We start from the raw sequence: 26,761 nt of genomic DNA, 5'->3' as shown, positions 1-26,761 counted from the left end.
CGGACGGACGAGGGCCCCGGCGGTTTCCGAACCGCCGGGGCCCGCTGCCGTCCTGACGCCGGGTCAGCCCTTGTGCAGCAGGTCGAGGAACTCCTCCATCGCCGCGGTGACCTCCGCCGCCGTCCACGCCAGGGCGTCGGCCTGGACGGTGACCTCGGTCATCGACAGGCCGGGCAGCGGGCCGGGCTCCCACCAGCCGCCGAACAACGAGGTGCCGTGCTGCTCGGCCTGCCGGTGGCCGGCCTCGTTCAGCCGCTTGGCCGGGTGCGGCAGCCAGAGCTGGAACTGGTGGGTGTGCGGCGGCTCGGGGTGGACCCGGGCGCCGGGGGCGGCGGCCAGCGCGGCGGCGACCGCCTTGGCGTGCGCCGCGTAGGCGGGCAGCCGGGGCAGTTCGCGGTCCAGGCCGGCCAGCGCGGACAGCACGGCGGGCCACTGCTGCCAGAGCCGGCCACCGTAGCGGTGCCGCCAGACCTTGATCCGGCGGACCCACTCCTCCTGGCCGGCCACCATCGCGCCGCTGTGGCCGCCCAGCGACTTGTAGAAGGAGACGTAGACCGAGTCGGCCCGGGCGCAGATCTCCGGCAGCGGGCGGCCGAAGTGCGCGGTGGACTCCCAGAGCCGGGCGCCGTCCAGGTGGACCGGGCGGCCCTGCTCCTCGGCCAGGTCGTACAGCGCGTCGAGCTCGGCCCAGGCGGGCAGCAGGAAGCCCGCGTCGCGCAGCGGGAGTTCCAGCATCAGGACGTCGTAGGGCTCGTCGAGGGCGGCCAGCTCGGCCGCGGTGGGCTGGCGCGGCTCGGTGGTCAGCGGGACGGTGCGCAGCCCGGAGAGCACCCGGTGGGCGCCGCGCTCGTGCACCTCGGGGTGGGCCAGCGGGTGCATGGCGACCACCGGGCCCTCGGTGTCGGCCCAGGTCCGCAGGGCGGCCTGCTGGGCCATCGTGCCGGTGGGGAAGTAGGCGGCGTCGGGCTTGCCGAGCAGGTCGGCGACCCGGCGCTCCAGGGTGCGGACCAGGCCGTCGCCGTACTTGTCGACCGGGCCGTCCAGCGGGTGGGGGCCGTCGGCGAGGGCGGCCAGGTCGGCCAGGGACTCGCGGACGGTCTGCGGGCGGAGCCCGGACAGCAGGCGGTCGGCCCGGCGGCGCGCGGTGAACCGGCGGTCCGGGGGCGGGGTGTCGTTCATCAGCTGATCATCTCCGACGGGTGGGTGGATCGGATGGTGCAGCTGGTTCGAAAGCCCGTTCTACCCCCATCGGTTCGAGCCCAAACCGGCCGCCCGCCGGTGGCGATGGTCACAGGCCGTTCGGGAAGTCCTACGCCCGATAGGAGGTTTGGGAGGAAAAAAGCCGTTCTGTCCGATACATCCGGGTGCCCTCCCCCCGCCCTTCCGCACTATCCACCGTCGTAGGTCACACCTTTGGGCCCGCGGGTCCGGGTCGTTTACACCGGGAGTCGTTCCACCGGTCCGGCGAGCCCCAGCGGCTCGGCCCCGGTCCGGCCCCGTCCGTGAGGTCCCGACTCCCGATGCGACAGTTCCCCGCCACCGGCCGCCGGCTTCTCCAGGCGATCGGCGCCCGGCACGTCCGGCCCGCGCTGCACGCCGACTCCCCCGCCGGCCGCCGCGTCCCCGTCCTGGCGCTGGCCTCCGGCGCCGTCGTGGTCGCCTGCGGCGCGCTGCTGGCGCCCGGCGGGAACGCCGTCGCGCAGCCCGCACCGGCCGCGCAGGCCGTCAGGGCGTCCGTGTTCACCGTCGAGGACACGCTGCTGGGCCGGCCCGCCGACCAGCACGCCCAGCCGGCCGGGAAGGCCCACGACAGCGCCCACGACGCGATCGTCGCCGGCCTGGCGAACGGCGGGCCGCACCACGACGCCGACCGCGACCCGGTGGTGGCGGCCCTGGCGCCCGCCGCCGCACCGCGCCAGGACGCCCCCGCGGCGCAGCAGCAGGCCGCCTCCCGGAGCGAGCAGCGCACCGAGCTGCCGGCCGCGCAGCCCGCCGCGCCCGCCGCCCCGGCCGCTCCCGCCGAGCAGCCCGCCCCCGCTCCCGCTCCCGCGCCCGCCGAGCAGCCCGCACCGAAGCCGGCCTGGTCCTCCCCCGCGCCGGGCGCGAGCATCAGCAACCCGTTCCACCGGACCAACGCCGCCTACGCGGCCGGCTACCACACCGGCACCGACTTCGCGGTGTCGGTCGGCACCCCGGTGCTCGCGGTCGGCGACTCCACCGTGGTCTCGGCCGGCTGGGCCGGCGCCTACGGCAACCAGATCGTGCTGAAGCTCTCCGACGGCCGGTTCGCCCAGTACGCGCACCTGTCCCAGCTGGGCGTCGGGGCCGGGCAGCACGTGGACGCCGGGCAGCAGGTCGGCCGGTCCGGCAACACCGGCAACTCGCACGGCCCGCACCTGCACTTCGAGATCCGCACCGCCAACGAGTACGCCAAGGTGATCGACCCGATCGCCTACCTGAAGGGCCACGGCGCGGACAACTTCTGATTCGCCGCCGCTCCCCGCCGCCCCCGGCACTCCCCCCGTCGAGCCGTCCGCGCCTACCGCGCGGGCGGCTCGATGCGTGCGGCAACCTCCAGCGCGACCTCCAGGGCGGCCTCCATCGCCTCGTCCACGGTGGGGACGGGCTGCCCGGGCTCGCACAGGTCCGCCTTGAGCAGGAACATCGCCGAGTGCATCGAGGTCAGCGCGACGGTGGCGCGCAGCTTGTCGCGGAAGGTCGGCTCCGGCCCGTGCAGCAGCGTGATCATCCGGAGCATCCGCTCCTTGAACGCCAGCCCGGCCGCGGAGTCGCGCAGCGCGGGCTGGTTCTCGTGGAAGAAGCGCAGCAGCGGGGCCCGCTCGCCCATCCCGGCGGCGAACCGGCGCAGCAGCTCGTCGCGCAGCCCGGGGGACCAGGGCCGGCCCTCGCCCCAGGCGATGGCGTCGTCCAGCGGGGCGGCCATCTTCTCGACGATGCCGCGGACGATGTCGTCCTTGGTCTTGAAGTGGTAGTACAGGGCGGCCTTGGTGACGCCGAGCCGGTCGGCGATCTCGCGCAGCGAGGTCTTCTCGTAGCCGTTCTCGGCGAACAGCTCCAGCGCCACGTCGATGATCCGCGCTCGGGTGTCGCTGCGGGGGCTCTGGGTGGTGGTCATCGCTGGCGGCCTGCCTCGGGAAGCGGGTGCGGGACGGGTCTTCGACACCCGTTTCGATTCACATTCTCCCTGCCCAGGGGGTCCGTACCGAAACTGGCTTGACGACCGGCTGGGGAACAACCTACCGTGCCGGACGGCGATTAACTAGCCGGTCGTCAAGTAAGTACCGCCGCGGACCCCACCGCGGCACCTGCGCCCCGGGAGACGCACCATGACAACCCAGCAGTCCGAGGCGGCTCCGGAGGAGCCATCGATCGACCTCGGGAAGAAGCCCGAGGAGTTCGAGCAGCGCCCGCAGCGCGAGATCCGCCTGGTGATGGTGGGCCTGGTGATCACCATGCTGCTCGCCATGCTCGACAACCTGATCGTGGGCACCGCGATGCCCCGCATCGTCGGCGAGCTGAACGGCGCCGAGCACATGTCCTGGGTGGTGACGGCCTACACCCTGGCCACCGCCGCCTCCACCCCGATCTGGGGCAAGATCGGCGACCTGTACGGCCGCAAGGGCTCGTTCCTGGTCTCGATCGCGATCTTCCTGCTCGGCTCGGCGCTGTCCGGCCTGTCGCAGAGCATGACCCAGCTGATCGCCTTCCGCGCCGTCCAGGGCCTGGGCGCCGGCGGTCTGATGGTCGGCGTGATGTCGATCATGGGTGCGCTGGTCCCGCCGCGCGAGCGCGGCAAGTACCAGGGCCTGTTCGCCGGCGTGATGGCGCTGGCCACCGTCGGCGGCCCGCTGATCGGCGGCTTCATCACCGACCACCTGTCCTGGCGCTGGACGTTCTACGTCAACCTGCCGCTCGGCGCGGTCGCGCTGGCCTTCGTGGTGGTCGTGCTGAAGCTCCCCAAGGTCCGCTCCAACGCGAAGATCGACTACCTGGGCTCGCTGCTGCTGACCGTCGGCATCGTCTCGCTGGTCCTGATCACCACCTGGGGCGGCCACGAGTACGCCTGGGGCTCCAAGCAGATCCTCGGCCTGGCCGCGCTCGGCGTCGCCTCGCTGATCGGCTTCTGCTACGTCGAGCAGCGGGTCGCCGAACCGGTCATCCCGCTCGGCCTGTTCCGCAACCTCAACTTCACCATGGTCTCGATCATCGGCTTCATCGTCGGTTTCGCCATGTTCGGCGCGGTGACCTTCCTGCCCACCTACCAGCAGATCGTCCAGGGCGCCTCGGCCACCAACTCCGGCCTGCTGCTGATGCCGATGATGTTCGGCATGCTGGTGATCTCGCTGGTGGTCGGCCAGGCCATCACCAAGACCGGCAAGTACCGGATCTACCCGATCATCGGCACCGTGGTGATGGCCGGCGGAACGCTGCTGCTCTCCACCCTCTCGGTGGACACCAAGAGCTTCACCTCCTCCTGCTACATGGTGGTGCTCGGCGCCGGCATGGGCTTCCTGATGCAGGTCACCATGCTGGTCGCGCAGAACAGCGTGGAGCTGAAGGACATGGGCGTCGCCTCCTCCTCCGCCACCCTGTTCCGCACCATCGGCGGCTCCTTCGGCGTCGCGCTGTTCGGCACCCTGTACATCAACCAGGTCAACGACAGCATCAAGAAGCTCCCGCCGGAGGTCCTGGCGCACATGAAGCAGGGCGGCGGCGGCGAGGGCATGTCGGCGATGAACCCGGCCACCCTGCAGCACCTGCCGGCGAACGTGCTGGACGCCTACCGGCACGGCATCGCCAACGGCATGCACACCGTCTTCCTGTGGGCCACCGTGATCTGTGTGGTCGCCGTGGTGGCCGCGCTGTTCATCCGCGAGGTCGCGCTGCGCGGCGGCCCGGCCGCCGCCGAGGCCAAGGCGGACGCCGCCCTGGAGGGCGCGGTCTGACGACCGCCCGCACCTGACGGAGCGGCCCGGGGCCCCCGCCCCGGGCCGCTCCCGCGTTCCCCGCCCGCTGCTTCCCGGCCCGCTACTGCGGCAGCCGGTACGTGCCCGGCCCGACCGGCTCCACCAGCCCGTCCGCGACCAGCCCGTCCAGCGCCCGGGCCCGCTGCACCGCGTCCGGCCACACCACGTCCAACTGCCCCTGGGCGACCAGCCCGTGGGCCTCCCGCAGCACCGCCAGCAGCTTGCCGCGGACCTGCCGGTCGGTGCCCTCGTAGGTCTGCCCGCGCCGGGCCGGGCCCTGGTACGGCGGGCAGCCGGCCCGCTGCCAGGCGCACCGCGCCTTCAACGGGCAGCTGCCGCACTCCGGGCCGCGCGCCGTGCACACCAGGGCGCCCAGCTCCATCACCGCCACCGCCCAGGTCGCGGCCCGCTCCGCGCCGGCCGGCAGCAGCTCGGTCGCGGTCCGGCGCTCGGCCGCGGTGGTGGCGTTCGCCGGGTACTCGACGCCGGTGACCGCGCGGGCCAACACCCGGCGCACGTTGGTGTCCAGCACCGCGTGCCGCTGCCGGAACGCGAACGAGGCGACCGCCGCCGCCGTGTACTCCCCCACCCCGGGCAGCGCCAGCAGCGCCGCGTGGTCGGACGGCACCTCGCCGCCGTGCCGCTCGGTGATCGCCACCGCGGCGCCGTGCAGCCGCAGCGCCCGCCGCGGGTAGCCGAGCCGGCCCCACATCCGGACCGCCTCGCCGGGCGCGTCCGCGGCCAGCGAGGCCGGGGTGGGCCAGCGCTCCAGCCAGGCCGCGTACGCGGGCAGCACCCGCTTCACCGGCGTCTGCTGGAGCATGAACTCGCTGACCATCACCGCCCAGGGCGAGGCGTCGGCGCGGCGCCAGGGCAGGTCGCGGGCGTGCGCCTCGTACCAGCCGATGACGGTCGAGTGCAGCGCCTGGACGGCGCCGGGGGCAGGGGTCGGAACAGTGGCAACCATGGCCCCCCGATCCTGCCACGACCACCCGGCCGGGCTTAAAGCCCCAGGTCGTCGAGCTCCTTCAGCAGGTCCGCGCGCGGGCTGACCGGCGCGGCCCCGCCCCGCCCGAGCGCCGGGGCCTCCGCCGGACCCGGCACCTCCCCGTCCGGCCGGGCCGCGGCGGTGAGCGAGGCCGGGGCCTTCGCGCCCCTGGTCCGGAAGATCCACGCCCCCGCCAGGCCGCCGACCAGGCCGCCCAGGTGCCCCAGCCAGGACACCCCCGGCGTGCCCGGCACCGCCGTGGTCAGGATGTAGGCGAAGGACGCGCCCATCGCCAGGCCGATCAGGGTGTCTATCAGGTTCCGGTCGAACAGGCCGCGCAGCACCACGTAGCCGAAGTACCCGAAGATCACGCCGCTGGCGCCGACGGTCACCACGTCGGTCCGCTCGAACAGCCACACCGCCATGCCGCTGGTCACCACCACCAGCGCCGTCAGCCCGAGGAACTTGCGCACGCCCCGGTACGCGGCGAGGAACCCGAACACGAACAGCGGGCCCGAATTGCCCTCCAGGTGCTGCCAGTTCAGGTGCAGGAACGGGGCGGTCAGCAGGTACCCGAGACTGTCCGCGTCCCGGGCCCGGATGCCGTGCAGCAGCGCCAGCCGCTCGTCCGTCAGCCAGTTCACCAGCTGGACCGCCCACACCAGGCAGACCACCGTGAACACCGTGAAGAACGCCCGGCGCGCCTCGGCGATCAGCTGCGCGGGGTCGAGGGTCGGGGTCGTACCGGGAGCGGGTTCGTGCGCGGGGGCCATGAGGGCGACTATAGGGCGACACGCCGAGGTGTCGAGTCCCCCTTACGGAGCAAATGGCGGATCATGTGAAAGAAGTGCTCCCGGTGCGGTGTTGATGCGTCAACAGGTCCACACCGTCTCGTAGAGTTTGCCCGTGCCTTCTCTGCGCCAGCCCGTCGGACCGCTGCCCGCCTCGATCTACTGGCGGCGCCGCGTCGTAGCCCTGACCGTCCTCGCGCTGGTCCTCCTGCTGGTGGGCTGGCTCGTGTTCGGCCGCGACGGCGGCGACCCGAAGAAGGCCGGCAGCAGCACCCCGCTCCCCGCGCCCGCCCAGTCCATCGACCCGGGCGCCTCCCCCAGCGGCCCCGCCATCACCACCCGCCCCGGCGGCACCGGCGGCGGCTCCTCCTCCGGCGGGTCCTCGACCGGTGGCGGCACGGGCGGCGCGGGCGGCGACATCAGCGTCACCGGCGGGTCCTCCGCGGGCGGCGGCACCTCCGCGGGCGGGTCCGCGGGCGGCGGCTCCTCGACCGGCGGCAACTCCCGCCCCGGCGGCGGGGCCTCGCCCGCCGTCAACACCCCCGAGGTGATGGCCCTCCCGGTCTGCGCCACCTCGCAGCTGACGCTGGAACTGGCCTCGGCGCAGAACGCGTACGCGGTGAAGGACAAGCCGCGACTGGCCCTGACCATCCGCAACTCCTCCGGGTCGGCCTGCCGGGTCAACCTCTCCCGGGAGAACTCGGCGATCACCGTCACCTCCAGCTCCAACGAGCGGGTCTGGTCCTCCGCCGACTGCATCCCCGAACGCGCCGACGCCTGGGCCCAGATCGCCGGCAACAGCGGCGTCACCGAGACCTTCACCTGGGACCGCACCCGCTCCAAGCCCCAGTGCGCCACCCCCGACCCCACCCCGGCCCAGCCCGGCAACTACCTCGTCCAGGCCGACCTCACCATCCCCCCGGCCGGGCCGCTCTCCGCCCGCACCTCGATCCGCCTCGAAAACTCCTAGGCGGAGAGCCCGCTCCAGGGCCCGCTGGGAGCGAAGCTCCAGGGGCCCGGGGAACGGCGGAGCCGAGGGGCTTTGGGTCGGGACACAGTGGGGCGCCACGGGGCGTCGGCCAAAAGACCTCAGGCCCGAAACGGGGTAGCGCACAGCAGCCCGTCGGACACCCGCCTCTCGGCCCCGCCGTTCCCCGGGCCCCTGGCGGGGCTCCCTAGTTGCTCCCTAGTCGCTCCACGTCGTGCCCCGCAGGCCGCGTCCCAGCGTGGCCGGGAGGAGGGTCGCGGCGAGGGTCGCGGCGAGCAGGAGGAGGACGGTGCGGGGGGCGAGGTGGTCGAGGAGGAGGCCCGCGGTCATGGTGCCGACGGGGAGGCCACCCATCAGGAGGGTCGTCGTTCCGGCCACCGCGCGGCCGCGCATCTCCTCGGGGACGCGCTGGAAGACCAGCACGTCGAGCATGACCCGCAGCGCGGGGACGCCCAGCGACATGACGGTGAGCGCGGCGAAGACGACCACCGGCCCGCCCCCGGACGCCGGGACGGCGAACATCAGCGCGGCGCTCCACCCGACGGCGAGCAGCAGCGCGCCCGGGGCGAGCCGCCGGTGCAGGCGGGAGACGAAGAGCGCGCCGAGCAGGCCGCCGACGGCTTCGCCGGTGAGGGTGAGGCCGATGCCGGCCTCGGAGGTGCCGCCGTCGCGGAGCAGCACCATGAGGGCGAGCAGCAGCGCCGAACCGGTCACGTTGAGCGCGACCACGACCAGCACGGTCGAGCGCAGCACGGGATTGCCGAACAGGTAACGCAGCCCGGCGGACGCGGCGCCCTTCTCCTTGCGACCCCCTGACGCCCCGTCACCCGCCGGGGAGTCGAAGCGGACCGCGATCGAGGCCCCGAGCGCGAGCGCCGAGGTGAGCACGGTGGTGAGGAAGGGCACCGCCCGGCCCAGGCCGAGCAGGAAGCCGGCCAGCGGCGGGCCGGCCAACGCGGCCCCGTTGACCCGGAGTTCGTCCTGGGAGAGGGCCTGCCGGAGCTGCTCGGGCGGGACGACGGCGCGCAGCGCGAGCATCCGGGAGGGGCCGCCGTAGGCCATGGTGGCGCCGATGACGGCGGCGGCGAACAGGGCGTGCGGGACGGTCAGCCGGTGCAGCAGCAGCGCGACGGCGACGCTGAGCGCGGTGAGCAGCCGGACGGTGTCGGCGAGGATCAGGACCCGGCGCCGGTCGTACCGGTCGGCGACGACGCCGCCGTGCAGGCCGAACAGGACGGAGGCGCCGAACTGGCAGGCGCCGAACGCGCCGGCCAGCGTCGGGGAGCCGGTCATGGCGAGCAGCAGCAGCGGGTACGCGGTGTCGGCGAGGCAGGTGCCGAGCATCGAGGAGGCCGAGCCGGCCCACAGGGTCTGGAAGCGCCAGTTGCGGCGCAGCGGCACCGGCTCCGCCGCGGGAGCCGCCACCTGTTCGTCGGTCACCGTCATCACTGCCACCCCGTATCCACCCGTGCGCACGTTCACCACGACAGCAACGTTCACGCACTCACAATCATTCACGCTTTCATGAATGGTTGCACGGCCGTGAACAATTGCGCAAGCGTGGACGCTGTGGCTGAATGTGGGCGTGGTGGAGCAGATGAAAGAGCGCGAGGTCACGGACGTCGCCACGCTGAAGGCGCTGGCGGACCCGCTGCGGCTGGCCGTCCTCGGGGCGCTGATGAAGCACGACCCGGAGCCGCTCTCGGTGAAGGAGATCGCGGCCGAGCTGGAGGAGGCGCCGACCAAGCTGTACCGGCACGTCAAGCAACTGGAGCAGACGGGGCTGGTGTTCGTCGCCGAGACCCGGGTGGTGTCGGGCATCGTGGAGAGCCGCTACCGCTCGGCCCAGCACTCACTGCGGCTCTCGCCCGAGGTGTACGCGGAGGACGACAGCGACCCGCCGGCCGCGCTGAACGCGATGCTCGCGGCGATGGACCTGGTGCGGGCCGACTTCCGCCGGTCCTTCCTGGCGGGGCGGATCGACCTGACCCCGGCCGCGCAGGGCAACCCGCGGCCGGGCAAGTTCGCGCACTCCAGCACCCGGATCACGCTCGACCAGCTGCGCACCCTGCGGGCCCGGATCGACCAGGCGCTGGACGAGGTGTTCGAGCAGGGCGAGTCCGATGACCCCGACGCGGTCGAGGTCAACCTGTTCCTGCTGCTCTACGCCCTGAAGCCGCAGGCGGACTGACGGCCGGTCAGACGTACCGCTCCAGGATGGAGGACTCGGCGAGCCGGGACAGCCCCTCGCGCACCGAGCGGGCCCGGGTCTCGCCGACGCCCTCCACCGTCTGCAGGTCGTCGATGGACGCGGCGAGCAGCTTCTGCAGGCCGCCGAAGTGGTCGACCAGCCGCTCGATGACGGTGTTCGGCAGCCGCGGCACCTTCGCCAGCAGCCGGTAGCCGCGCGGCGAGACCGCGGAGTCCAGCGACTCGGGGGTGCCGGTGTAGCCGAGCGCCTTGGCCACCGTCTGCAGGTCGAGCAGCTCGGCGTGGGTGAGCGCCTCCAGGTCGGACAGCACCTCGGTGACGGTGCGGCCCTTCTTCGCCGCCCGGTCCGGGAAGTAGTCGCGGACCACGAGTTCGCGCTCCGGCTCGACGCCCGCGATCAGCTCGTCCAGCTGGAGCGAGAGCAGTCGGCCGTCGGTGCCGAGCTCCAGCACGTACCCGGCGATCTCGCCGGCGATCAGCCGGACCATCTCCAGGCGCTGCACCACCGCCGAGACGTCCCGGACGGTGACCAGGTCCTCGATCTCCAGCGCCGAGAGGGTGCCCGCCACCTCGTCCAGCCGGAGCTTGTAGCGCTCCAGGGTGGCCAGCGCCTGGTTGGCGCGGGACAGCACGGTGGTGGAGTCCTCCAGCACCCGGCGGGCGCCGTTGACGTAGATGGCGATCAGCCGCATCGAGTGCGAGACCGCGACCACCGGGAAGCCGGTCTGCCGGTTCACCCGCTCCGCGGTGCGGTGCCGGGTGCCGGTCTCGTCGGTGGGGATGTTGGCGTCCGGCATCAGGTGCACGCCGGCCCGGAGGATCTTGGTGAGGTCCTTGTCCAGCACCACCGCGCCGTCCAGCTTGCACAGTTCGCGCAGCCGGGTCGCGGTGAACTCGACGTCCAGTACGAAACCGCCGGTGCAGAGCGCGTCCACGCTCTTGTCGAAACCGAGGACGATCAGGCCGCCGGTGTTGGCCCGGAGCACCCGCTCCAGCCCGTCCCGCAGCGCCGTGCCCGGCGCGATCGCACTGAGGGAAGCCCGCAGCAGGGCCTCCTCGCGGGAGGACTTGTCCGCCCGGTCGATGGCTGCCACGTGACTCCTTGGGCCGACCCGGACCGTGTGCCGCGGCGGCCGACGGTCTGTCCGTTGTTCCTGCGATTGATACCAATCAGCAGGTGAAGTCTAACTGCGCGCGGCCGCGGCGGGACGTGGGTCAGTCCAGTTCGTCCGAGTCGACCGGCTCCCAGCCCGCCATCAGCTCCTCCGGGTACGCCTGGACGGGGGCCTGCGCCCGGGACCGGGCGGGCGGCGCGGCCTCGCCGCGGGCGGTCGGACGGCCCGCGCCGCCCTCCTCCTGACGGGCCTTCGCGCGCGGGCGGCGGCCCGGGATCGCGCGCAGCGCCTCGCCGATGTCGGCGACCTCCACCACCTTCATGCCCGCCGGGACCTTGCCCGGGTCCGGCGGCACCAGGGCGTGCGTGAACCCGAGCCGGTGCGCCTCCGCCAGCCGGCGCTGCACGCCCGTCACCCGGCGCACCTCGCCCGCCAGGCCGACCTCGCCGATCGCCACCAGGTTGCTCGGCAGCGGCGTGTCGGTGGAGGAGGAGGCCACCGCCAGGGCGATCGCCAAGTCCGCCGAGGGCTCGGTGAGCTTCACGCCGCCGACCGTCGCCGTGTAGATGTCCTGCTTGCCGAGCTTCACGCCGCCGTGCCGCTCCACCACCGCCAGGATCATCGCGATCCGCGGCGACTCCAGGCCCGAGGTGGTCCGCCGCGGCGAGGGGATCTGCGAATCCACCATCAGCGCCTGCACCTCCGCCACCAGCGGGCGCTTGCCCTCCAGGGTGACCGTCAGGCAGGTGCCGGGGACCGGCTTGTCACGGCGCGTCAGGAACAGGCCGGACGGGTCGGCCAGGCCGACGATGCCCTCGTCGTGCAGCTCGAAGCAGCCCACCTCGTCGGTCGCGCCGTAGCGGTTCTTGACGCCGCGGATCAGCCGGAGCCGGGCGTGCCGGTCGCCCTCGAAGGAGAGCACCACGTCCACCAGGTGCTCCAGCAGGCGGGGGCCGGCGATCTGGCCGTCCTTGGTGACGTGGCCGACCAGCAGCGTCGCCATGCCGCGCTCCTTGGAGGCCCGGATCAGCGCGCCCGCCACCTCGCGGACCTGCGCCGGGCCGCCCGGCGCGCCGTCCAGCTCGGCGGAGGCGATGGTCTGCACCGAGTCCAGGATCAGCAGGCCGGGGTTGACCGCCTCGATGTGGCCCAGCACCGCGCCGAGGTCCTGCTCGGCGGCCAGGTAGAGGTGGTCGGAGAGCGCGTTGATCCGGTCCGCGCGCAGCCGGACCTGCCCGGCCGACTCCTCGCCGGTGACGTACAGCGTGCGGTGCCGCTCGGAGGCGGCCTTCGCCGCGACGTCCAGCAGCAGGGTGGACTTGCCGACGCCGGGCTCGCCCGCCAGCAGCACCACCGCGCCCGGCACCAGGCCGCCGCCGAGCACCCGGTCGAGCTCCGGCACGCCCGTCGAGCGCGCCGTCGCCACCTGCCCGTCGACCTGCCCGATCGGCTTGGCCGCCGAGGAGACCGGCCCGGCCGCCGTGGTGCGGATCGGCACCGCGCCGTACTCCTCGACCGTGCCCCAGGCGTTGCACTCGGGACAGCGGCCGACCCACTTGAGCAGCTGGGTGCCGCACTCGGTGCAGCGGTACGAGGAGCGCGGCTTGGCGGTGGTCTTGGTACGGGCAGCCATGCGGGCCACGGTAGCGCCTCGCACCGACAGCGCCCGGACGTCACCCGAACGGAGTCGAACGGGCGAACAAGAAATCGGTCCTGTTACCCGAAAGAAGGACAAACGGCCGAAACCCTCCGGGTGGCGGGTTTCGGCTGCCTACCGTCGATCCGTGACCACCGGCCAGCCCCACCCCATCGACGCCTCCCCCGACGCCTCCCCCGCCCTGCGCGCGTACGCCGCGTGCGTCGACGGCCTGTTCACCTACTGCCTGTCCGTGCTCTGCGAGCACGACGCCGCCGGCGCCGCCGTCCTGGAGGTCCGCGACCTGGCCCGGCGCCACGGCGACCGGCTCACCGACCCGGACCTGCTGCGCGCCTGGCTGTACGCGCTGGCCCGGCACCGCTGCCTGGCCCGGCTGGACGACACCGGGGCGGCCGTCGCCCCGCCCCCCGCCGCCCCGCCCGCGCCCGGCACCGCCCGCGAGCGGCGCCGCGAGCTCGCCTCGCTGGCCTGGCCGGAGGCCGCCGGCACCGACCCCGAGCAGCGCGAGGCGCTGGAGCTGGCGGTCCGGCACCGGCTGGGCAGCGCCGAGGTCGCCGCGGTGCTCGGCCTGACCGCCGAGGACGCGGCCGCGCTGCTGGACGCGGCCGGCGCCGAGGTCGGCCGGACCAGGACGGCGCTGCTGGTGCTCGGCGTCGGCTCCTGCCCCGAACTGGCGCAGCTCGGCGGCGTCGGCGCCGAGTCCTGGCGCGGCTGGGTGCTCGGCCCGGCGCTCCGCCGCGAACTGGTGCTGCACCTGGTCGAGTGCCCGACCTGCCGGGGCACCGCGGAGCGGGTGGCCGGCCAGCTCGGGCACGGCCTGGCCGGGCTGCCCGGCCTGCCGCTGCTGACCGCCCCCGAGCGGCTGCGCCCCGCCGCCGCGACCGGCGGCACCGCCTTCCTGGCGGGCGCGGCGGCCGGTCGGCGGGCCGCCCAGGGCCCGGCCGAGCCGCGCTTCGACCGGCAGGGCTTCCCCCGGCACCGGCTGACGGCGCCGCCGCGCCCCTCGGCGGTGCGCCAGCGGGTGGTGACCACCGGGGTGCTGGCGGCCGTGCTGGCCGCGCCGGTGGTGGCGCTGTGGGGCGCGCACCGGGACGGCGGGGCGGAGCCGGCCTCGGCGGTGTCCTCGGTCCGGGTGGACGCGCCGACCGGGCGGCGGGTGCCGGTCCCGGAGCCGACCGCGGTGGCGGTGCTGCCGCCCGCGACGGGCACCCTGCAACTGGCGGGCGCGGTGACCGCAGAAACGTCCCTGCCGACCTTCCAGGGTCCGGTGGTCCCGGTGCCCTCGCACCGCTCCACCCCGCTCTCCAGCCCCACCCTGACCGCCGAGCCCGCCCCGCCCGCCTCGCTCGCCGACCAGCTGACCGTGGAGGCCGGCGAGTACGGCAGCCGCACCGTCCTCACCCTCACCAACTCCGGTGCCGGCACGCTCTCCTGGCACGCCGTGGTGGACGTGGACTGGCTCCGGCTCAGCCGCGACTCCGGCACCCTGGCCCCCGGCCAGCGGATCACCGTCACCGTCACCGTGGACGAGACCCGGGCGCCCCGGTCGAAGTGGGCCGCGCACCTGGCGCTGCCGCCGTCCGACGCGGTGGTCACCCTGGAGGGCGGCAGCGACCAGCGCGGCCTCCCCACCCCGGAGCCGACCCCGACCCCGTCGACGGGGCCCGCCGACCCGGCGCCGTCCGCCTCCCCGTCCTCCCCGTCCCCGTCCTCCTCGACCGGCGCGCCCGCCTCGCCGAGCCCGTCCGGCACCGCGACCCCGACCCCGACCTCGCCGGACCCGTCCGCGCCGTCCTCCTCCGCCCCGCCCTCCGCTCCGCCCTCCTCCGCTCCCCCGGCCTCCGAGCCCCCGGCCGGGCCGTCCGGGTCGCCGAGCGCCGCCCCGTCCGGGGCCGCCTCGCCGTCCGCCTGAAGGGGGCCGCCGGGACACCGGACGGGGTCGGCGGGAACGACTCCGTCCGGGCCGCACCGCGGGGCCGAGGACCGGCCCCGAGCCGTCCGCCGTGGGCGAAACCGCTCTGCCGACGGGAGAAATCGGGACTCCCGGCGGAGGCTTCGGGAACGCTCGACGGCATGGACATCCTTCTGCTCGGCGGTTCCAAGTTCCTCGGCCGCGCCTACGCCGTCGAGGCCCTCGCCCGCGGCCACCGCGTCACCACCTACAACCGCGGGGTCAGCCGCACCGACCTGCCCGGGGTCGAGGCCGTCCACGGCGACCGCGGCAGCCTCGACGACCTGCGCCGCCTGGTCGACGGCCGGCAGTGGGACGCCGTGGTCGACACCTCCGGCCAGCAGCCGCACGACGTCGCGCAGACCGCCCGCCTGCTGTCCGGCCGGACCGGGCACTACGGCTTCGTCTCCTCCGTGCACGCCTTCGCCGACTGGCCCGCCCGACCGGTCGGCCCGGAGTCCGAACTGCTGGCGTGCGCCGGCGACCTGCCGCCCGACCAGCCCTTCGCCACCGCCCTCAAGGCGGGCTGCGAGCGCGCCCTGCTGGCGAACTACGACGGCCCGAACGTGATCCTCAACTGCGGCCTGCTGATCGGCCCGCACGAGCCGATCGGCCGGCTCCCCTGGTGGCTCGACCGGGTCGCCCGCGGCGGCCGGGTGCTCGCCCCCGGCGCCGCCGACCGCCCGCTCAGCCTGATCGACGCCCGCGACTTCGCCGCCTTCGGCCTCGACCTCGCCGAGCGGCGCGCCACCGGACGGTACGTCACCACCGCGCCGCCCGGCTCCGCGACCACCGGCGAACTCCTGGACGCCTGCCGCGCCGCGACCGGCTCCGACGCCGAGTTCGTCTGGACGGCGGACGCGACCCTGCTCGGCGCCGAGGTCGCGCCGTGGACCGAACTCCCGCTCTGGGCGCCCGCCACCGAGGGCTGGCTCGGCACCTGGCAGGCCGACTCGACCGCCGCCGTCGCCGCGGGCCTGCGGATCCGCCCGCTCGCGGACACCGTCCGCGACACCTGGGCCTGGCTGGAGGCCGGCGGCCGCGCCGAGGTCGCCTACCGGCAGCTGGAGACCCCGCTCGGCATCGACCCCGCCAAGGAACAGGCCCTGATCGGCAGTTGACGCACCGTCAATCCAGCGGGACCAGGCGGCTCCGGTGGGCGAAGACCACCGCTTCGATCCGGTCCCGGAGCCCCACCTTCTGCAGCACGCGCCCCAGGTGGGACTTCACGGTCGCCTCGGCGAGGTGCAGCGCGGCCGCGATCTCCGCGTTGGACCGGCCGCGGCCGACCTCGGCCAGCACCTCGCGCTCCCGGACGCTCAGCCGGGCCAGCCGCTCCCGCAACTCCGCGGGCCCGGGGCCGGCCGCGCCCGGCAGGTGCGGACGGCAGCTCTCCAGCAGGCGGCGGGTGATCCGCGGCGAGACCACCGCGTCGCCCGCCGCCACGCTGCGGACCGCCGCCAGCAACTCCTCCGGCCTGGCGTTCTTCAGCAGGAAACCCGAGGCCCCGGCTGCCAGCCCGGCGAAGGCGTACGCGTCCAGGTCGAAGGTGGTCAGGATCAGCACCCGGCTGCGCGGGCGCTCCGCGACGATCCGCCGGGTCGCCTCGATCCCGTCCGTCCCGGGCATCCGGACGTCCATCAGGATCACGTCGGGGCGCAGCTCGCGGGCCAGCCGGACGGCCTCGGCGCCGTCCGCGGCCCCGCCGACCGCTGCCAGGTCGGGCTGGGCGTCCAGCACGGTGCCGAAGGCCATCCGCAGCAGCGCCTCGTCGTCGGCGACCAGGACCCGGATCGTCACGCCGGCCCCGCCGGGTCGGCGGCGCCCAGCAGCAGCTCGGTCCGGACCTCCCAGCCGCCGCCGGGGAGCGGCCCGGCCCGCAGCGTCCCGCCGTGGGCCGCGGCGCGCTCGCGCATCCCGGCCAGGCCATGACCGCCGGACGGGGCGGCGGCGGGGACCGGCGGGCGGGGGCCGCGGTCGGTGACCCGCAGCGCGACGGCCTCGGCCGAGCAGTCGACCCGGACCTCGGCGCGCGTCCCGGCGGGGGCGTGCTTGAGGGTGTTGGTCAGCGCCTCCTGCACCAGGCGGTGGACGGTCAGCTGGGCGGTGGCGGGCACGTGCCCGAAACCGCCCCGGACCGCCAGCCGGGTCGGCAGCCCGGCGGCGGTCAGCTGCTCCGCCAGCGCGTCGAGTTGGGCGATCCCGGGCAGCGGGTGGCGGGCCGCGTCCGGCTCGTCGGCGCGCAGCACGCCCAGCACCCGCCGCATGTCGGTCAGCGCCTGCCGGCCGGTCTCGGCGATCTGCCGCAGCGCGGCGTCCGCCCGCCCCGGTGCACGGTGCCCGACCTGCACGGCGGCGTCGGTGAGCGCGACCATCACCGACAGGTTGTGGGTGACGATGTCGTGCATCTCCCGGGTGATCCTGGCCCGCTCCTCGGCGACGGCCAGCCGGGCCCGCGCCCGCTGGTCCCGCTCCAGCTCCGCGGCCCGCTCCCGCAGCGTCACCAGGTGGGCGCGGGTGGTCCAGGCGTTCACCCCGAGCACGGCGGCGGCCACCGTGCTCGCGGTCGCCGCGACCAGCAGGGTGACGAACGCGCCGTCCGCCGCCCAGCGCAGGCAGGCCAGCACCGCCCCCGCCGCCACCACGGCCCCGGCGAGCAGCGCGCCGCGCCGTCCGGTCTCGGCCGCGACCGTGTACAGCGCCACCAAGAGGGCAACGTCCGCCGGGAGTTGGAGCCCCGCCAGCCACTGGACGGCCGCGGCGGCGGCGACCGCCGCGAACACCGCGCGCGGGGCCCGGCGCCGCCACAGCAGCGGCACCGCCAGCGCGGCCGTCAGCACGGCGGCGAGCGGCAGTTCGCGGGCCGGGTACGCCGTCGGCAGGTGCAGCAGGAGCAGCACCGGCAGCAGCACCCCGCGCAGCAGCGGGAACGCCCCGCGCAGCAGGCGCGGCGGCCGGAGGCCCGGGAGCCGGGCGGCCTCGATCATCGTGCACGTCCCTGTCGTCTCGGCGGCGCGCTGGCCCCGCCCACGCTAGGACGCCGACCGGGCCCGGCACATGAGCCCACCGGCCGAGAGCACCGGCCCCCGGTACGCCCGCAGGAGGAGGCCGGACACCGACCGGGGTCGCAACCCGGCCACCCAGTCGGGACGCCGGGCTGCCACCGGGGTCGGCACCCGGTCGGGCCCCGGGGCCGATGCGGCAGCGCGGTCCCGGTTCGCAGGATGGCCGGGTGACCGAGACCCTGCCGGGACTGCCGCTGTCCCTCCCCGAACTCCTCGCCCTGCTGGGCGCGCTGGCGCTGGTGCTGGTGCGCTGGCTGCCCGCCGCCGCCCGGCCGCGCACCGCCGTGGCGGCGGGCGCGCTGCTCCTGCTGTCGACGGCCGCCCTGGCCGTGCCGGGCCTGCGCTGGCAACTGCTGCCGGTGCCGGCGGTCGGCGCCCTGGCGCTGCCGTTCGCGCTCTCCCCCGTGCTCCGGCGGTGGCGCGGCACCCGACCGGCCCGGCGCGCCCCCCGCTGGCTGGCGCTGCCCGGCACGGCAGCCTGCCTGGGCCTGCTCGCGGCGGGCCCGGTCGCCGCCTGGGCCTTCCCCGTACCGGTGTTCCCGGAGCCCACCGGGGAGTTCGCGGTCGGCACCCGGGTCCTCCAGTGGACCGACCCGCAGCGCCCCGAGACCTTCACCCCCGACCCGGACGACCACCGCACCGTCGTCGCCCAGCTCTGGTACCCGGCCGTCCCCAGCCCCGCGAGCACCCCCCGGGCCCCGTACCTGGGCCGCACCCCGCAGGAGGCGCGGACGGTCTCCGCCGCCCTGGCCCAGGGCGTCGGCCTGCCCGCCTTCCTGGTCGACGGCGTCCCGCGGGCCCGCAGCCGGGCGGTGTTCGACGCCCCCGTGGCGAGCGGCGGCGGACGCTTCCCGCTCGTGCTGTTCTCACCCGGCTCGGGCGGCGTCCGCACCCAGAACACCGCCTGGGCCGAGGAGTTGGCCAGCCACGGCTACCTGGTCGCCGCCCTCGACCACCCCTACGACTCCGCCGCCGTCCTTCTCGCCGACGGCCGCACCGTCACCAGTGCGACCTCCTCCAGCGGCAACGCCGACCGGGACGCGGAACTCGCCGCCGACTGGACCGCGATCCGCGCCGCCGACCTCGGCTTCGCCCTCACCCGGCTGGACGCCCTTGACCACGGCGAGCGCAGCGACCCGTTGGCCGGCCGCCTCGACACCGACCGGGTCGCCGTGGCGGGCCACTCGATGGGCGGCGCGGCCGCCCTCCAGGCCGCCCGCCGGGACCCGCGCTTCACCGCCGTCATCGACCTCGACGGCTTCCCGCACGGCCCCACCACCCCCGCGCTGACCCGCCCCGTCCTCGCCCTCACCCAGGCCCTCGGCCCCGCCACCGACCCGCGCTACCTGCCGCGCCTCACCGAAGTCCTCGACACCGACACCGCGACCACCTACCGCCTCACCGTCCCCGGCGCCGCCCACCTCACCTTCATGGACGGCCCGCTCTACCTCCCCCCGTTCCCCCCGCTCACCGGCACCCTCGGCCGCACCGGCAGCCCCCGCCTGGTCGCCGCCACCACCCTCGCCTTCCTCGACACCACCCTCCGCCACCACCCGACCGACCTGGCCCGCACCCTCGCCACTTACGGCGACCTGACGATCCATCAGGGGGAACCGTCAGGGGCCCGGGGAACGGCGGGGCCGAGGGGCTGATCGCCGGAACCCAGCGGGGCGCCACGGGGCGTCGGCCAAGGACCTTCGGCCCGAAACGGGGCAGCGCCTCGCAGCCCGTCGGACACCAGCCCCTCGGCCCCGCCGTTCCCCGGGCCCCTGGAGCTTCGCTCCCCGGGCCCTGTTTCTGCCTAGAAGGTCCGGCGGGTGACGAGTTCCGCGAGGGCGAGGAGGTCGTCGGTGCGGGCCGGGTCGGGGACGGCGGCGGCCAGGTGGCTGATCGCGGTGGCCATCCGGTCGCAGCTCTCGGTCTGGGCCCAGCCGCGCCCGCCCGCCCGGTCCACCGCGTCCGCCGCAGCGGCCAGCTCCGCAGGACTGAGCGGTCGCCCGTTGGCGTACAGCTCGGCGAGTTCGTCGCCCGCCGCCGTCCCGGAGGAGAGCGCGCGGACGACGGGGAGGGACTTCTTCCGGGCGGCGAGGTCGGCGCCGACCGGCTTGCCGGTGACCGCGGGGTCGCCCCAGATGCCGATCAGGTCGTCGATGAGCTGGAAGGCGAGGCCGATCTCGCGGCCGAAGGCGTCCATCGCGTCGGCGGTCTCCCGGTCCGCCCCGGCGTAGAGCGCGCCGATCGCGCACGCGGAGCCGAGCAGGGCGCCGGTCTTGCCCTCGGCCATCACCAGGCACTCGTCGAGGGTGACGTCGGCGCGCTGCTCGAAGGAGCAGTCGGCCTGCTGCCCGGCGCACAGCTCGACCACGCAGTCGGCGAGCCGGCGGACCGAGGCGGCCGCAGCGGGGTGCGGGTCCTCGGCGAGGACCCGGAGCGCGAGCGAGTGCATGGCGTCGCCGGCCAGGATCGCGCCGGTGGTGCCGAACACCCGCCAGGCGGTGGGCCGGTGGCGGCGGGTGTGGTCGCGGTCGAGGACGTCGTCGTGCAGCAGGGTGAAGTTGTGCACGAGTTCGACGGCGGCGGCGGCCCGGACGGCGTCCTGCGGGCGGCCGCCGACGGCGGTGGCCGCGGCGAGGACCAGGGCGGGGCGGATCGCCTTGCCGGCGCCGACGGCGCTGGGCGTCCCGTCGGCCTCCAGCCAGCCGAGGTGGTAGCCGGAGATCAGCCGCATCGAGTCGGGGAGGGTGTCGACGGCGGCGCGGATCGCGGGGTCGACGACGGTGCGGGCCCGGGCGAGCAGGGCGAGCGCTTCGGCGGTGTCGCGGCCGCTCTCCGGCGCGGCGACGTCCTCCCCGTGCTGTTCGCGTTCGGGCACGGTGATGGCCATGGTGGGTCCTCCCCCTGGGCCGGCCCCGGCGGCGGGGCGGCGGAACGGCGCGCGGACGGGGTGTCGGGCGCGCGGGGCGGGCGCGGCGGGCCCAGGACGGTGGGCCCGCCGCACCCGGCGGGTGGTCAGTGGTGCCAGTGCGCGGTGTCGACGTTCTCCAGCACGCCGATGGCGTCGGGGACGAGGATCGCGGCCGAGTAGTAGGCGCTGACCAAGTAGGAGATGACCGCCTTCTCGTCGATGCCCATGAAGCGGACGTTCAGCCCGGGCTCGACCTGGTCGGGCAGCGCGCCGGGGCGCAGGCCGACGACGCCCTGGTTGTCCTCGCCGACCCGCATGGCCAGGATCGAGGTGGAGCCGTTGACCACCGGGATCTTGTTGCAGGTGAGGATCGGGACGCCGCGCCAGCTGGGCACGGTCTTGCCCTCGAAAAGGATGGACTCGGGGTAGAGGCCGCGCGCGGTGCACTCCCGGCCGAAGGCGGCGATCGCCCGGGGGTGGGCGAGGAAGAACCTGGTGCTGCGGCGGCGGCAGAGCAGGTCGTCCATGTCGTCGGGGGTGGGCGGGCCGGAGTGGGTCTGGATGCGCTGGTCGTAGCCGGTGTTGGCGAGCAGGCCGAACTCCGGGTTGTTGACCAGCTCGTGCTCCTGGCGCTCGCGCAGCGCCTCGACGGTCAGCCGGAGCTGGTGCTCGGTCTGGTCCATCGGCTGGTTGTAGAGGTCGGCGACCCGGCTGTGCACCCGCAGGACGGTCTGGGCCACGCTCAACTCGTACTCGCGCGGCGCGAGTTCGTAGTCCACGAAGGCGGTGGGCAGTTCGAACTCGCCCTCGTGGCCGGCCGACATGCCGATCGCCGCCTCGCCCTTGTGGGTCTGCGGGAGCTGCGAGTCGGCGATGAAGGCGAGGATCTGGTCGCGCAGCGCCTCGGAGCGGTCGACGAGTTCCTGGAACGCGGGCCAGGCCAGCACCAGGGCGGTGCCGGCGGTGGTGGCCCGCACGCCGTACGGCCAGCGGCGGTCGGCCAGGGTGAGCGCCTCGTCGCCGAGGTGGTCGCCGTCGGCGAGGGTGCCGAGCACGGTGGTGTCGCCGTACTTGCCGGTGCCGACCCGGTCGACCTTGCCGTGCGCGATCAGGTAGACCTCGTCGATCTCGCGGCCTTGCTCGATCAGTTCCTCGCCGGCCGCGAAGTCGCGCTGGACGAAGCGCCCGGCCAGCTCGGTCAGCAGCGCGTCGTCCTCGAAGCCGCGCAGCACCGGGAGTTCGCGCAGCGAGGGCGGGATGACGGACACCCGGCCGCCGGTCTGCGCGAAGCCGACCCGGCCCCGGCCGACCGCGTAGGAGAGCCGCCGGTTGACCCGGTAGGTGCCGCCGGAGACCTCGACCCAGGGCAGCGCGCGCAGCAGCCAGCGATTGCTGATCTCCTGCACCTGCGGTGCGGACTTGGTGGTCGAGGCGAGGTTCTTGGCGGCCGCCACCGAGAGGCTGGTCTGCTGCCCCGTCTGCGGAATTCCGGCGGTGGTTTCGGTCGTCATTGCGAAGGGGCCCCTGATCGTGTCGACGGCACGTTGCGGCAACCATGCTGACGGCCGTTCAGGTGACCAGGCAATCACTCGTGGGAGTGATTCGGGGGCGCGGGAGGAATGGCGCGACCTGCTCCGGGAGCGGCCCGCCGCGCCCCCCGGAGCCCCGTCGCGGGGACGGTCGGCGCGCCCCCGCCGGACCTGTCCGGAACCCGTCACGGCGCCCCGGTTCGAGGTCCCCGCGCAGCTCACCCACCCCCTGTTCGAATCATGGCGGAACAGCGCTATGGTGGCCCCCTCACCGCGTGGTGGACGCCGCCGCAGCGCAGGCGAACCGGTCGGTGAACCTCCCATTGGCACGCCCTTCTCCGGGGAGAGCTCCGTGACCGCGCCCGTCCGCCTCTGGCTGAACCGCACCTACGCCGAGAACGTCTTCTTCATCGACCTGCTGCGGACCGCGCCCCGTCCGGTGCACGTCCTCGCCACCCACGTCGATCCCGACTCCCCCGTGCTCGCCGCCGCCGACCTGGGCCTGCTGGAACCCGACGACCTGTCGGCCGAGGAGTACCTGGAATTCGCCCTGGAATTCTGCGCCCGGCACGACGTGGACGTTTTCCTCCCCCGTCTGCACCAGTTGGCGATATCCCTGCACCGGCGCGACTTCGAGGCGCTCGGCACCGTGCTGATCTGCCCGCCCGCCCCGGCGATCTCGCTGTTCGCCAGCAAGGTCGACGGCTACCGGGCGCTGGACGCGGCCGGGCTGCCCACCCCGCTGTGGCGGCAGGCCGACACCGCGGCCGAACTGCTCGCCGCGGTCGAGGAGATCGAGGCGACCGGCGCGCAGCCCTGCCTGAAGCCCGCCACCGGTGCCGGGGGCGAGGGCTTCCGCATCCTGACCCGCGAGCCGTTCAGCCTCCGCCGGCTCGCCGGGTACGTCGACCCCCGGGTCCAACTCGACCAGGTGGTACAGGCGTTGGAGCTCGCGGACGGCCCGGCCGAACTGCTGGTGATGCCGTACCTGAACGGTCCCGAGGTCTCGGTGGACTGCCTGGCCGCCCCGGACGGGCGGGTGCTGGCCGCGGTCGGCCGCAGCAAGCAGGGCCGGCGGCGGGGCTTCACCGTCGAGGCCCGCTACCTGGAGCCGACCCGCCGACTGGTCGAGCAGTTCGGCGTCGGCCACCTCTCCAACGTCCAGTTCCGGCACGAGGCGGACGGCCGGGCGGTGGTGCTGGACATCAACACTCGCCCCTCCGGCGGCCTGCACCAGCTCCGGCTGTGCGGCCTGAACCTGCCCGCCGCCGCCCTCGAACTCGCCCTCGGCGCGCACCCGTTGCTGCCCGCCCCGGAGGAGCTGGCGCTCGGCGAGTACACCCTGGTGCCGAACGCCCGGCCGGTGCTCCCCCGGCAGCCCGTCGCGCCCGCGCTGGAGCGGATCGACGCCCCGGCCGCGCTCCGGCCCACCGCCGTCGCGCTCTGACCGACCGTCCGGAGGGCGTTCAGTCCGTCGGCCCGGACCAGTCCAGGGTCGGCGGCAGCACGCCCTCCAGGGTGAGCAGCCAGCGCTTGACCTCGATGCCGTGCCAGGCCCCGCCGAAGCCGCCGAGCCCGTCCGCGGCCACCACCCGGTGGCAGGGCACCAGCAGCGGCAGCGGGTTGGCGCCCATCATCTGTCCGACCGTCCGGGCCGGCACCCCCGGCTCGGTCGGATCGGCGAACACCCCGCTGCGGGTGGCGAGTTCGCCGTAGGTGACGGTCTGCCCGAAGCCCACCCCGGCCTGCAGGCAACGCAGCACCGCCAGGTGCGGCCCGGTGGCGAAGCGCCAGTCGATCGGCAGCTCCAACTCCCGCCGCCGCCCGGCGAAGTACTCGTCCACCCGGGCCCGGACCAGCCCCGACCGGCGCTCGTCGGTGCACTCCGGGACACCGATCGGCCGCCCCGCGAAGGTGTCGCCGGCGTAGCTGGCCGCCGCGACGCCCCTGGCGGTGACGGCGAACCGCATCGGCCCGCTGGGCAGCGGGGTCGGGACGGTGACCCAGGAGAGCTCCATCCGTCCAACGTACTGCCCGGGCCTGACGGCCCGGGACGGTTCGGAGGTGGTCGCGGGGTGGTTGCGGGGCGGTTTTCAGAGGTGGTCGCGGAGGTACCCGGACAGGCCGCGGCACCAGGTGGCGAGTTCGGCCCGGTCCGGGGCCTCGCCGCGGCCGAGCGCGGCGAGCTGTTCGGCGGGCAGCCGGCCGCCGGCGGACAGCTCCGCCAGTCCGGCCAGCAGCGCGCTCAGGCGTTCGGCGTCCGCGTGGCTGAGCATCACCAGCGCGTCGGTGTGGCCGATGGTCATCGATCCGGGCATCGCGTCCTCCTCGGTCCGTCGTCCCCCTCGGTCCGTCGCCCCCCGCCCCTCGTCGGTTCCGCCCCCTCGTCCACCGTACGACCGACCGGGCGACCCCGCGCGGGCGTGCCGTCCACCGTTCGGCCCGCCCCGGTGGCCGGAGCCCGGCCGGGCGGCGGAGGGTCGGAGGACCTGTGCCCGGCACCCCGCGGGCGGGCGCGGGCAGGTCGAACAGGATCGAGTCGGACCGGACGAGCAGGGTCGGGCCGGACCGGACAAGGGAGCGCAGATGCCGCAGCAGGCCGCCGGTCCGTCCCAGCCGCCCAGCCTGCGCGAGCTGCTCCGCAGCCCCGGGTACGGGCGGTTGCTGCTGGTGTCGGCGCTGGTGGGCGTGCCGGTGTCGCTGGCGGCGTTCGGGTTCGTCAGCCTGGAGCACGAGCTGCAGCACTGGGTGTGGGGGTCGCTGCCGCACCACCTCGGCCATGACCGCGCGCCGTGGTGGTGGCCGCTGCCGGCGCTGCTGCTGGCGGGCCTGCTGCTGGCACCGATCGTGACCAGGATGCCGGGCCGCGGCGGCCACACCCCGGTGCTGGGGCTGGGCGGCCCGCCGACCCTGCCGGTGGAGGTCCCCTCGGTGGTGCTGGCGGCACTGGCCTCGCTGCCGCTGGGCGCGGTGCTCGGCCCGGAGGCGCCACTGATGGCGGTGGGCAGCGGGCTGGCGCTGCTCACGGTGCGGGCGTCGAAGCGGGCGGCCGGCCCGATGCTCGGGCCGATGCTGGGCGCGGCCGGGTCGACGGCGGCGATCGCCACCATCTTCGGCAGCCCGCTGGTGGCGGCGGTGATGATGATCGAGGCGGCCGGGCTGGGCGGGGCGCAGCTCACCCTGCTGCTGCTCCCGTGCCTGCTGTCCTCCGGGGTCGGGGCACTGGTGTTCACCGGCTTCGGCCACTGGACGGGCCTGTCGATCGGGGCGCTGAACCTGCCGTCGGTGCCGAAGGCCGCACTGCCGGACGCCGGGGACTTCCTGTGGGGGGTGCCGCTGGCGGTGGCGGTCGCGCTGGTGGTGGTCGCGGGGCAGACCCTGGGCCACCGGTTCGCGGCGTTCACGGCCCGGCGGACGGCGTCCCGGACGGTGCTCAGCGCGGTGCTGGTGGGCGTCTGCCTGGCCGGGTACGCGCTGGTGACGGGGCGGACCCCGGAGGAGGCGGCGCTGTCCGGGCAGGCGACGCTGGGGCACCTGGCGGCCGATCCGCACGCCTGGTCGGTGGGGGCGCTGCTGGCGCTGGTGCTGTTCAAGGGGCTGGGCTGGGGCGTGGCGCTGGGGTCGATGCGCGGTGGCCCGATCTTCCCGGCGGTGCTGCTGGGCGCGGCCCTGGGCGTGGCGGCGGGCGGCCTGCCCGGGCTGGGCACGGCGGCGGGGCTGGCGGCCGGGCTGGCGGCGAGCGGCGCGGCGGTGACCAAGCTGCCGGTCACCAGCACGGTGCTGGCGGCGATGCTGCTGGGCGACCAGGCGGCGGACTCGATGCCGCTGCTGATCGTGGCCTCGGTGACGGCGTTCCTCACCGCGACCTTCGTGCACCGGGTGGCTCCGGCCGCACCGGAAGGGCACGCGTCCGCCTCCCCCACCGCGGATCGCTCCGCGGGCTGACGGTTCACGTGCCGCTCCCGGTGGCGGCGTCGGCACGGCGGTCCCCTCGGCCGTCGTGCCGGTGGTCCGTGTCCTCCCCGCGGGCGGCTGAGCGGCAGGCCGCGGTCGGGAGGTCACGGTGCGCGAGCCGGTGCCCGGCGGCACCGGCATCGCGGGTCTGTGGGTCAGGACCAGACGGTGTCCTGCCGGTTCGAGCGGATGCGGTGGCTGCTGTGCGATGCGCGCGTCATGGCGTTCTCCCCGTCGTGTGTCCGGCCGGTTCCGGAGGGTGTTCCGACCGGCCGTCCTGCCTGGGCACCAGCATGAGTGGCCGCGCTAATCGGTCGATAACACCGCCCTAACGTGCGCCGACGGGCAGTCGGATCGGGCGCACACGGCCCGCCCCCTGCCGACCGTCCTGCCGCTGAACGCCGACGCCCCGTCCCCTGGACCACCCGGTCGACGCCCTGCGGGGCGAACAGGCCCCCGCCACCGCCGAATCCGCCTGACGCCCCCTCAACCACCGCCCGCCCCGAACACCAACGGGCCGGCCCCGAGGATCACCCTCCGGACCGGCCCGTTCGCCACGACTCGCCTGCGGAGCCCCCTGTCGGGTTCGAACCGACGACCCCCGCTTTACGAGGATTGG

General features: G+C 75.2%; 22 protein-coding genes. 9 read left to right on the top strand and 13 right to left on the bottom strand.

What is annotated here, in order from left to right:
- Positions 1-63: 63 nt before the first annotated feature.
- Positions 64-1,179 (bottom strand): threonine aldolase family protein, encoded by a 1,116-nt coding sequence (locus ACIOHG_RS08640; RefSeq protein ID WP_400947112.1) that lies wholly within the window; start codon positions 1,177-1,179, stop codon positions 64-66.
- Between the two features lie 341 nt (positions 1,180-1,520).
- On the opposite strand from ACIOHG_RS08640, the gene ACIOHG_RS08635 reads away from it, so the two are divergent.
- Positions 1,521-2,486, top strand: coding sequence for a M23 family metallopeptidase (locus ACIOHG_RS08635; RefSeq protein WP_400947109.1), 966 nt, complete (start codon positions 1,521-1,523; stop codon positions 2,484-2,486).
- Between the two features lie 53 nt (positions 2,487-2,539).
- Here ACIOHG_RS08635 and ACIOHG_RS08630 read toward each other — a convergent pair whose 3' ends face one another.
- Positions 2,540-3,136, bottom strand: coding sequence for a TetR/AcrR family transcriptional regulator (locus tag ACIOHG_RS08630; RefSeq protein WP_400947106.1), 597 nt, complete (start codon positions 3,134-3,136; stop codon positions 2,540-2,542).
- 211 nt (positions 3,137-3,347) lie between these two features.
- Between ACIOHG_RS08630 and ACIOHG_RS08625 the strand changes: the two genes are divergently transcribed.
- On the top strand, positions 3,348-4,967 hold the full coding sequence (locus ACIOHG_RS08625) for an MDR family MFS transporter (protein WP_400947103.1): 1,620 nt from the start codon (positions 3,348-3,350) through the stop codon (positions 4,965-4,967).
- A gap of 82 nt (positions 4,968-5,049) precedes the next feature.
- On the opposite strand, the gene ACIOHG_RS08620 is transcribed toward ACIOHG_RS08625, so the two are convergent.
- Together ACIOHG_RS08620 and ACIOHG_RS08615 are read right to left on the bottom strand one after the other, a co-directional pair.
- Positions 5,050-5,955 (bottom strand): A/G-specific adenine glycosylase, encoded by a 906-nt coding sequence (locus tag ACIOHG_RS08620; protein ID WP_400947100.1) that lies wholly within the window; start codon positions 5,953-5,955, stop codon positions 5,050-5,052.
- Positions 5,956-5,990: 35 nt separating this feature from the next.
- Positions 5,991-6,749, bottom strand: coding sequence for a rhomboid family intramembrane serine protease (locus ACIOHG_RS08615; protein WP_400947097.1), 759 nt, complete (start codon positions 6,747-6,749; stop codon positions 5,991-5,993).
- Positions 6,750-6,882: 133 nt separating this feature from the next.
- On the opposite strand from ACIOHG_RS08615, the gene ACIOHG_RS08610 reads away from it, so the two are divergent.
- Entirely contained in the window at positions 6,883-7,737 is an 855-nt protein-coding gene (locus ACIOHG_RS08610; RefSeq protein WP_400947095.1) for a hypothetical protein, read from the top strand.
- Positions 7,738-7,953: 216 nt separating this feature from the next.
- On the opposite strand, the gene ACIOHG_RS08605 is transcribed toward ACIOHG_RS08610, so the two are convergent.
- On the bottom strand, positions 7,954-9,201 hold the full coding sequence (locus ACIOHG_RS08605; RefSeq protein WP_400947093.1) for an MFS transporter: 1,248 nt from the start codon (positions 9,199-9,201) through the stop codon (positions 7,954-7,956).
- A 151-nt stretch (positions 9,202-9,352) separates the two neighbouring features.
- Between ACIOHG_RS08605 and ACIOHG_RS08600 the strand changes: the two genes are divergently transcribed.
- Positions 9,353-9,946, top strand: a complete 594-nt coding sequence (locus ACIOHG_RS08600) for a helix-turn-helix domain-containing protein (RefSeq protein ID WP_400947645.1) — start codon at positions 9,353-9,355, stop codon at positions 9,944-9,946.
- A gap of 7 nt (positions 9,947-9,953) precedes the next feature.
- On the opposite strand, the gene disA is transcribed toward ACIOHG_RS08600, so the two are convergent.
- Both disA and radA read right to left on the bottom strand, forming a co-directional pair.
- Positions 9,954-11,060: a DNA integrity scanning diadenylate cyclase DisA gene (disA, locus tag ACIOHG_RS08595; protein WP_400947090.1), complete on the bottom strand. Its 1,107-nt coding sequence runs from the start codon at positions 11,058-11,060 to the stop codon at positions 9,954-9,956.
- A 121-nt stretch (positions 11,061-11,181) separates the two neighbouring features.
- Entirely contained in the window at positions 11,182-12,714 is a 1,533-nt protein-coding gene (gene radA / locus ACIOHG_RS08590) for a DNA repair protein RadA (RefSeq protein ID WP_400947087.1), read from the bottom strand.
- 151 nt (positions 12,715-12,865) lie between these two features.
- Here radA and ACIOHG_RS08585 point away from each other — a divergent pair, with 151 nt between their 5' ends.
- Entirely contained in the window at positions 12,866-14,650 is a 1,785-nt protein-coding gene (locus ACIOHG_RS08585; RefSeq protein WP_400947084.1) for a hypothetical protein, read from the top strand.
- A 161-nt stretch (positions 14,651-14,811) separates the two neighbouring features.
- Positions 14,812-15,810 carry an NAD-dependent epimerase/dehydratase family protein gene (locus ACIOHG_RS08580; RefSeq protein WP_400947082.1) on the top strand — a complete coding sequence of 333 codons (999 nt, stop codon included), beginning with the start codon at positions 14,812-14,814 and terminating at the stop codon, positions 15,808-15,810.
- Between the two features lie 7 nt (positions 15,811-15,817).
- Here ACIOHG_RS08580 and ACIOHG_RS08575 read toward each other — a convergent pair whose 3' ends face one another.
- The gene (locus ACIOHG_RS08575; protein WP_400947079.1) at positions 15,818-16,489 is read right to left on the bottom strand and encodes a response regulator; all 672 of its coding nucleotides are present in this window, start codon (positions 16,487-16,489) and stop codon (positions 15,818-15,820) included.
- A complete protein-coding gene (locus ACIOHG_RS08570; RefSeq protein WP_400947078.1) occupies positions 16,486-17,676 on the bottom strand; it encodes a sensor histidine kinase in 1,191 nt (396 codons plus the stop codon). The genes ACIOHG_RS08575 and ACIOHG_RS08570 overlap by 4 nt, the downstream gene beginning before the upstream one ends.
- Positions 17,677-17,885: 209 nt before the next feature.
- Between ACIOHG_RS08570 and ACIOHG_RS08565 the strand changes: the two genes are divergently transcribed.
- On the top strand, positions 17,886-19,406 hold the full coding sequence (locus tag ACIOHG_RS08565) for an alpha/beta hydrolase family protein (RefSeq protein WP_400947075.1): 1,521 nt from the start codon (positions 17,886-17,888) through the stop codon (positions 19,404-19,406).
- Between the two features lie 149 nt (positions 19,407-19,555).
- On the opposite strand, the gene ACIOHG_RS08560 is transcribed toward ACIOHG_RS08565, so the two are convergent.
- A complete protein-coding gene (locus tag ACIOHG_RS08560; protein WP_400947072.1) occupies positions 19,556-20,638 on the bottom strand; it encodes a family 2 encapsulin nanocompartment cargo protein polyprenyl transferase in 1,083 nt (360 codons plus the stop codon).
- Positions 20,639-20,763: 125 nt separating this feature from the next.
- Positions 20,764-22,170 carry a family 2B encapsulin nanocompartment shell protein gene (locus tag ACIOHG_RS08555; RefSeq protein WP_400947070.1) on the bottom strand — a complete coding sequence of 469 codons (1,407 nt, stop codon included), beginning with the start codon at positions 22,168-22,170 and terminating at the stop codon, positions 20,764-20,766.
- A gap of 370 nt (positions 22,171-22,540) precedes the next feature.
- On the opposite strand from ACIOHG_RS08555, the gene ACIOHG_RS08550 reads away from it, so the two are divergent.
- Positions 22,541-23,635, top strand: coding sequence for an ATP-grasp domain-containing protein (locus ACIOHG_RS08550; protein ID WP_400947067.1), 1,095 nt, complete (start codon positions 22,541-22,543; stop codon positions 23,633-23,635).
- Between the two features lie 19 nt (positions 23,636-23,654).
- On the opposite strand, the gene ACIOHG_RS08545 is transcribed toward ACIOHG_RS08550, so the two are convergent.
- Positions 23,655-24,206 (bottom strand): methylated-DNA--[protein]-cysteine S-methyltransferase, encoded by a 552-nt coding sequence (locus ACIOHG_RS08545; RefSeq protein WP_400947064.1) that lies wholly within the window; start codon positions 24,204-24,206, stop codon positions 23,655-23,657.
- Between the two features lie 75 nt (positions 24,207-24,281).
- On the bottom strand, positions 24,282-24,506 hold the full coding sequence (locus ACIOHG_RS08540; RefSeq protein WP_400707888.1) for a hypothetical protein: 225 nt from the start codon (positions 24,504-24,506) through the stop codon (positions 24,282-24,284).
- A 268-nt stretch (positions 24,507-24,774) separates the two neighbouring features.
- Here ACIOHG_RS08540 and ACIOHG_RS08535 point away from each other — a divergent pair, with 268 nt between their 5' ends.
- Positions 24,775-26,133 carry a chloride channel protein gene (locus tag ACIOHG_RS08535; RefSeq protein WP_400947061.1) on the top strand — a complete coding sequence of 453 codons (1,359 nt, stop codon included), beginning with the start codon at positions 24,775-24,777 and terminating at the stop codon, positions 26,131-26,133.
- Positions 26,134-26,761: the final 628 nt, after the last annotated feature.

Source organism: Kitasatospora sp. NPDC088134, assembly GCF_044741705.1.
GTDB lineage: Bacteria > Actinomycetota > Actinomycetes > Streptomycetales > Streptomycetaceae > Kitasatospora.
This window is presented reverse-complemented; position numbering and strand designations above follow the sequence as displayed.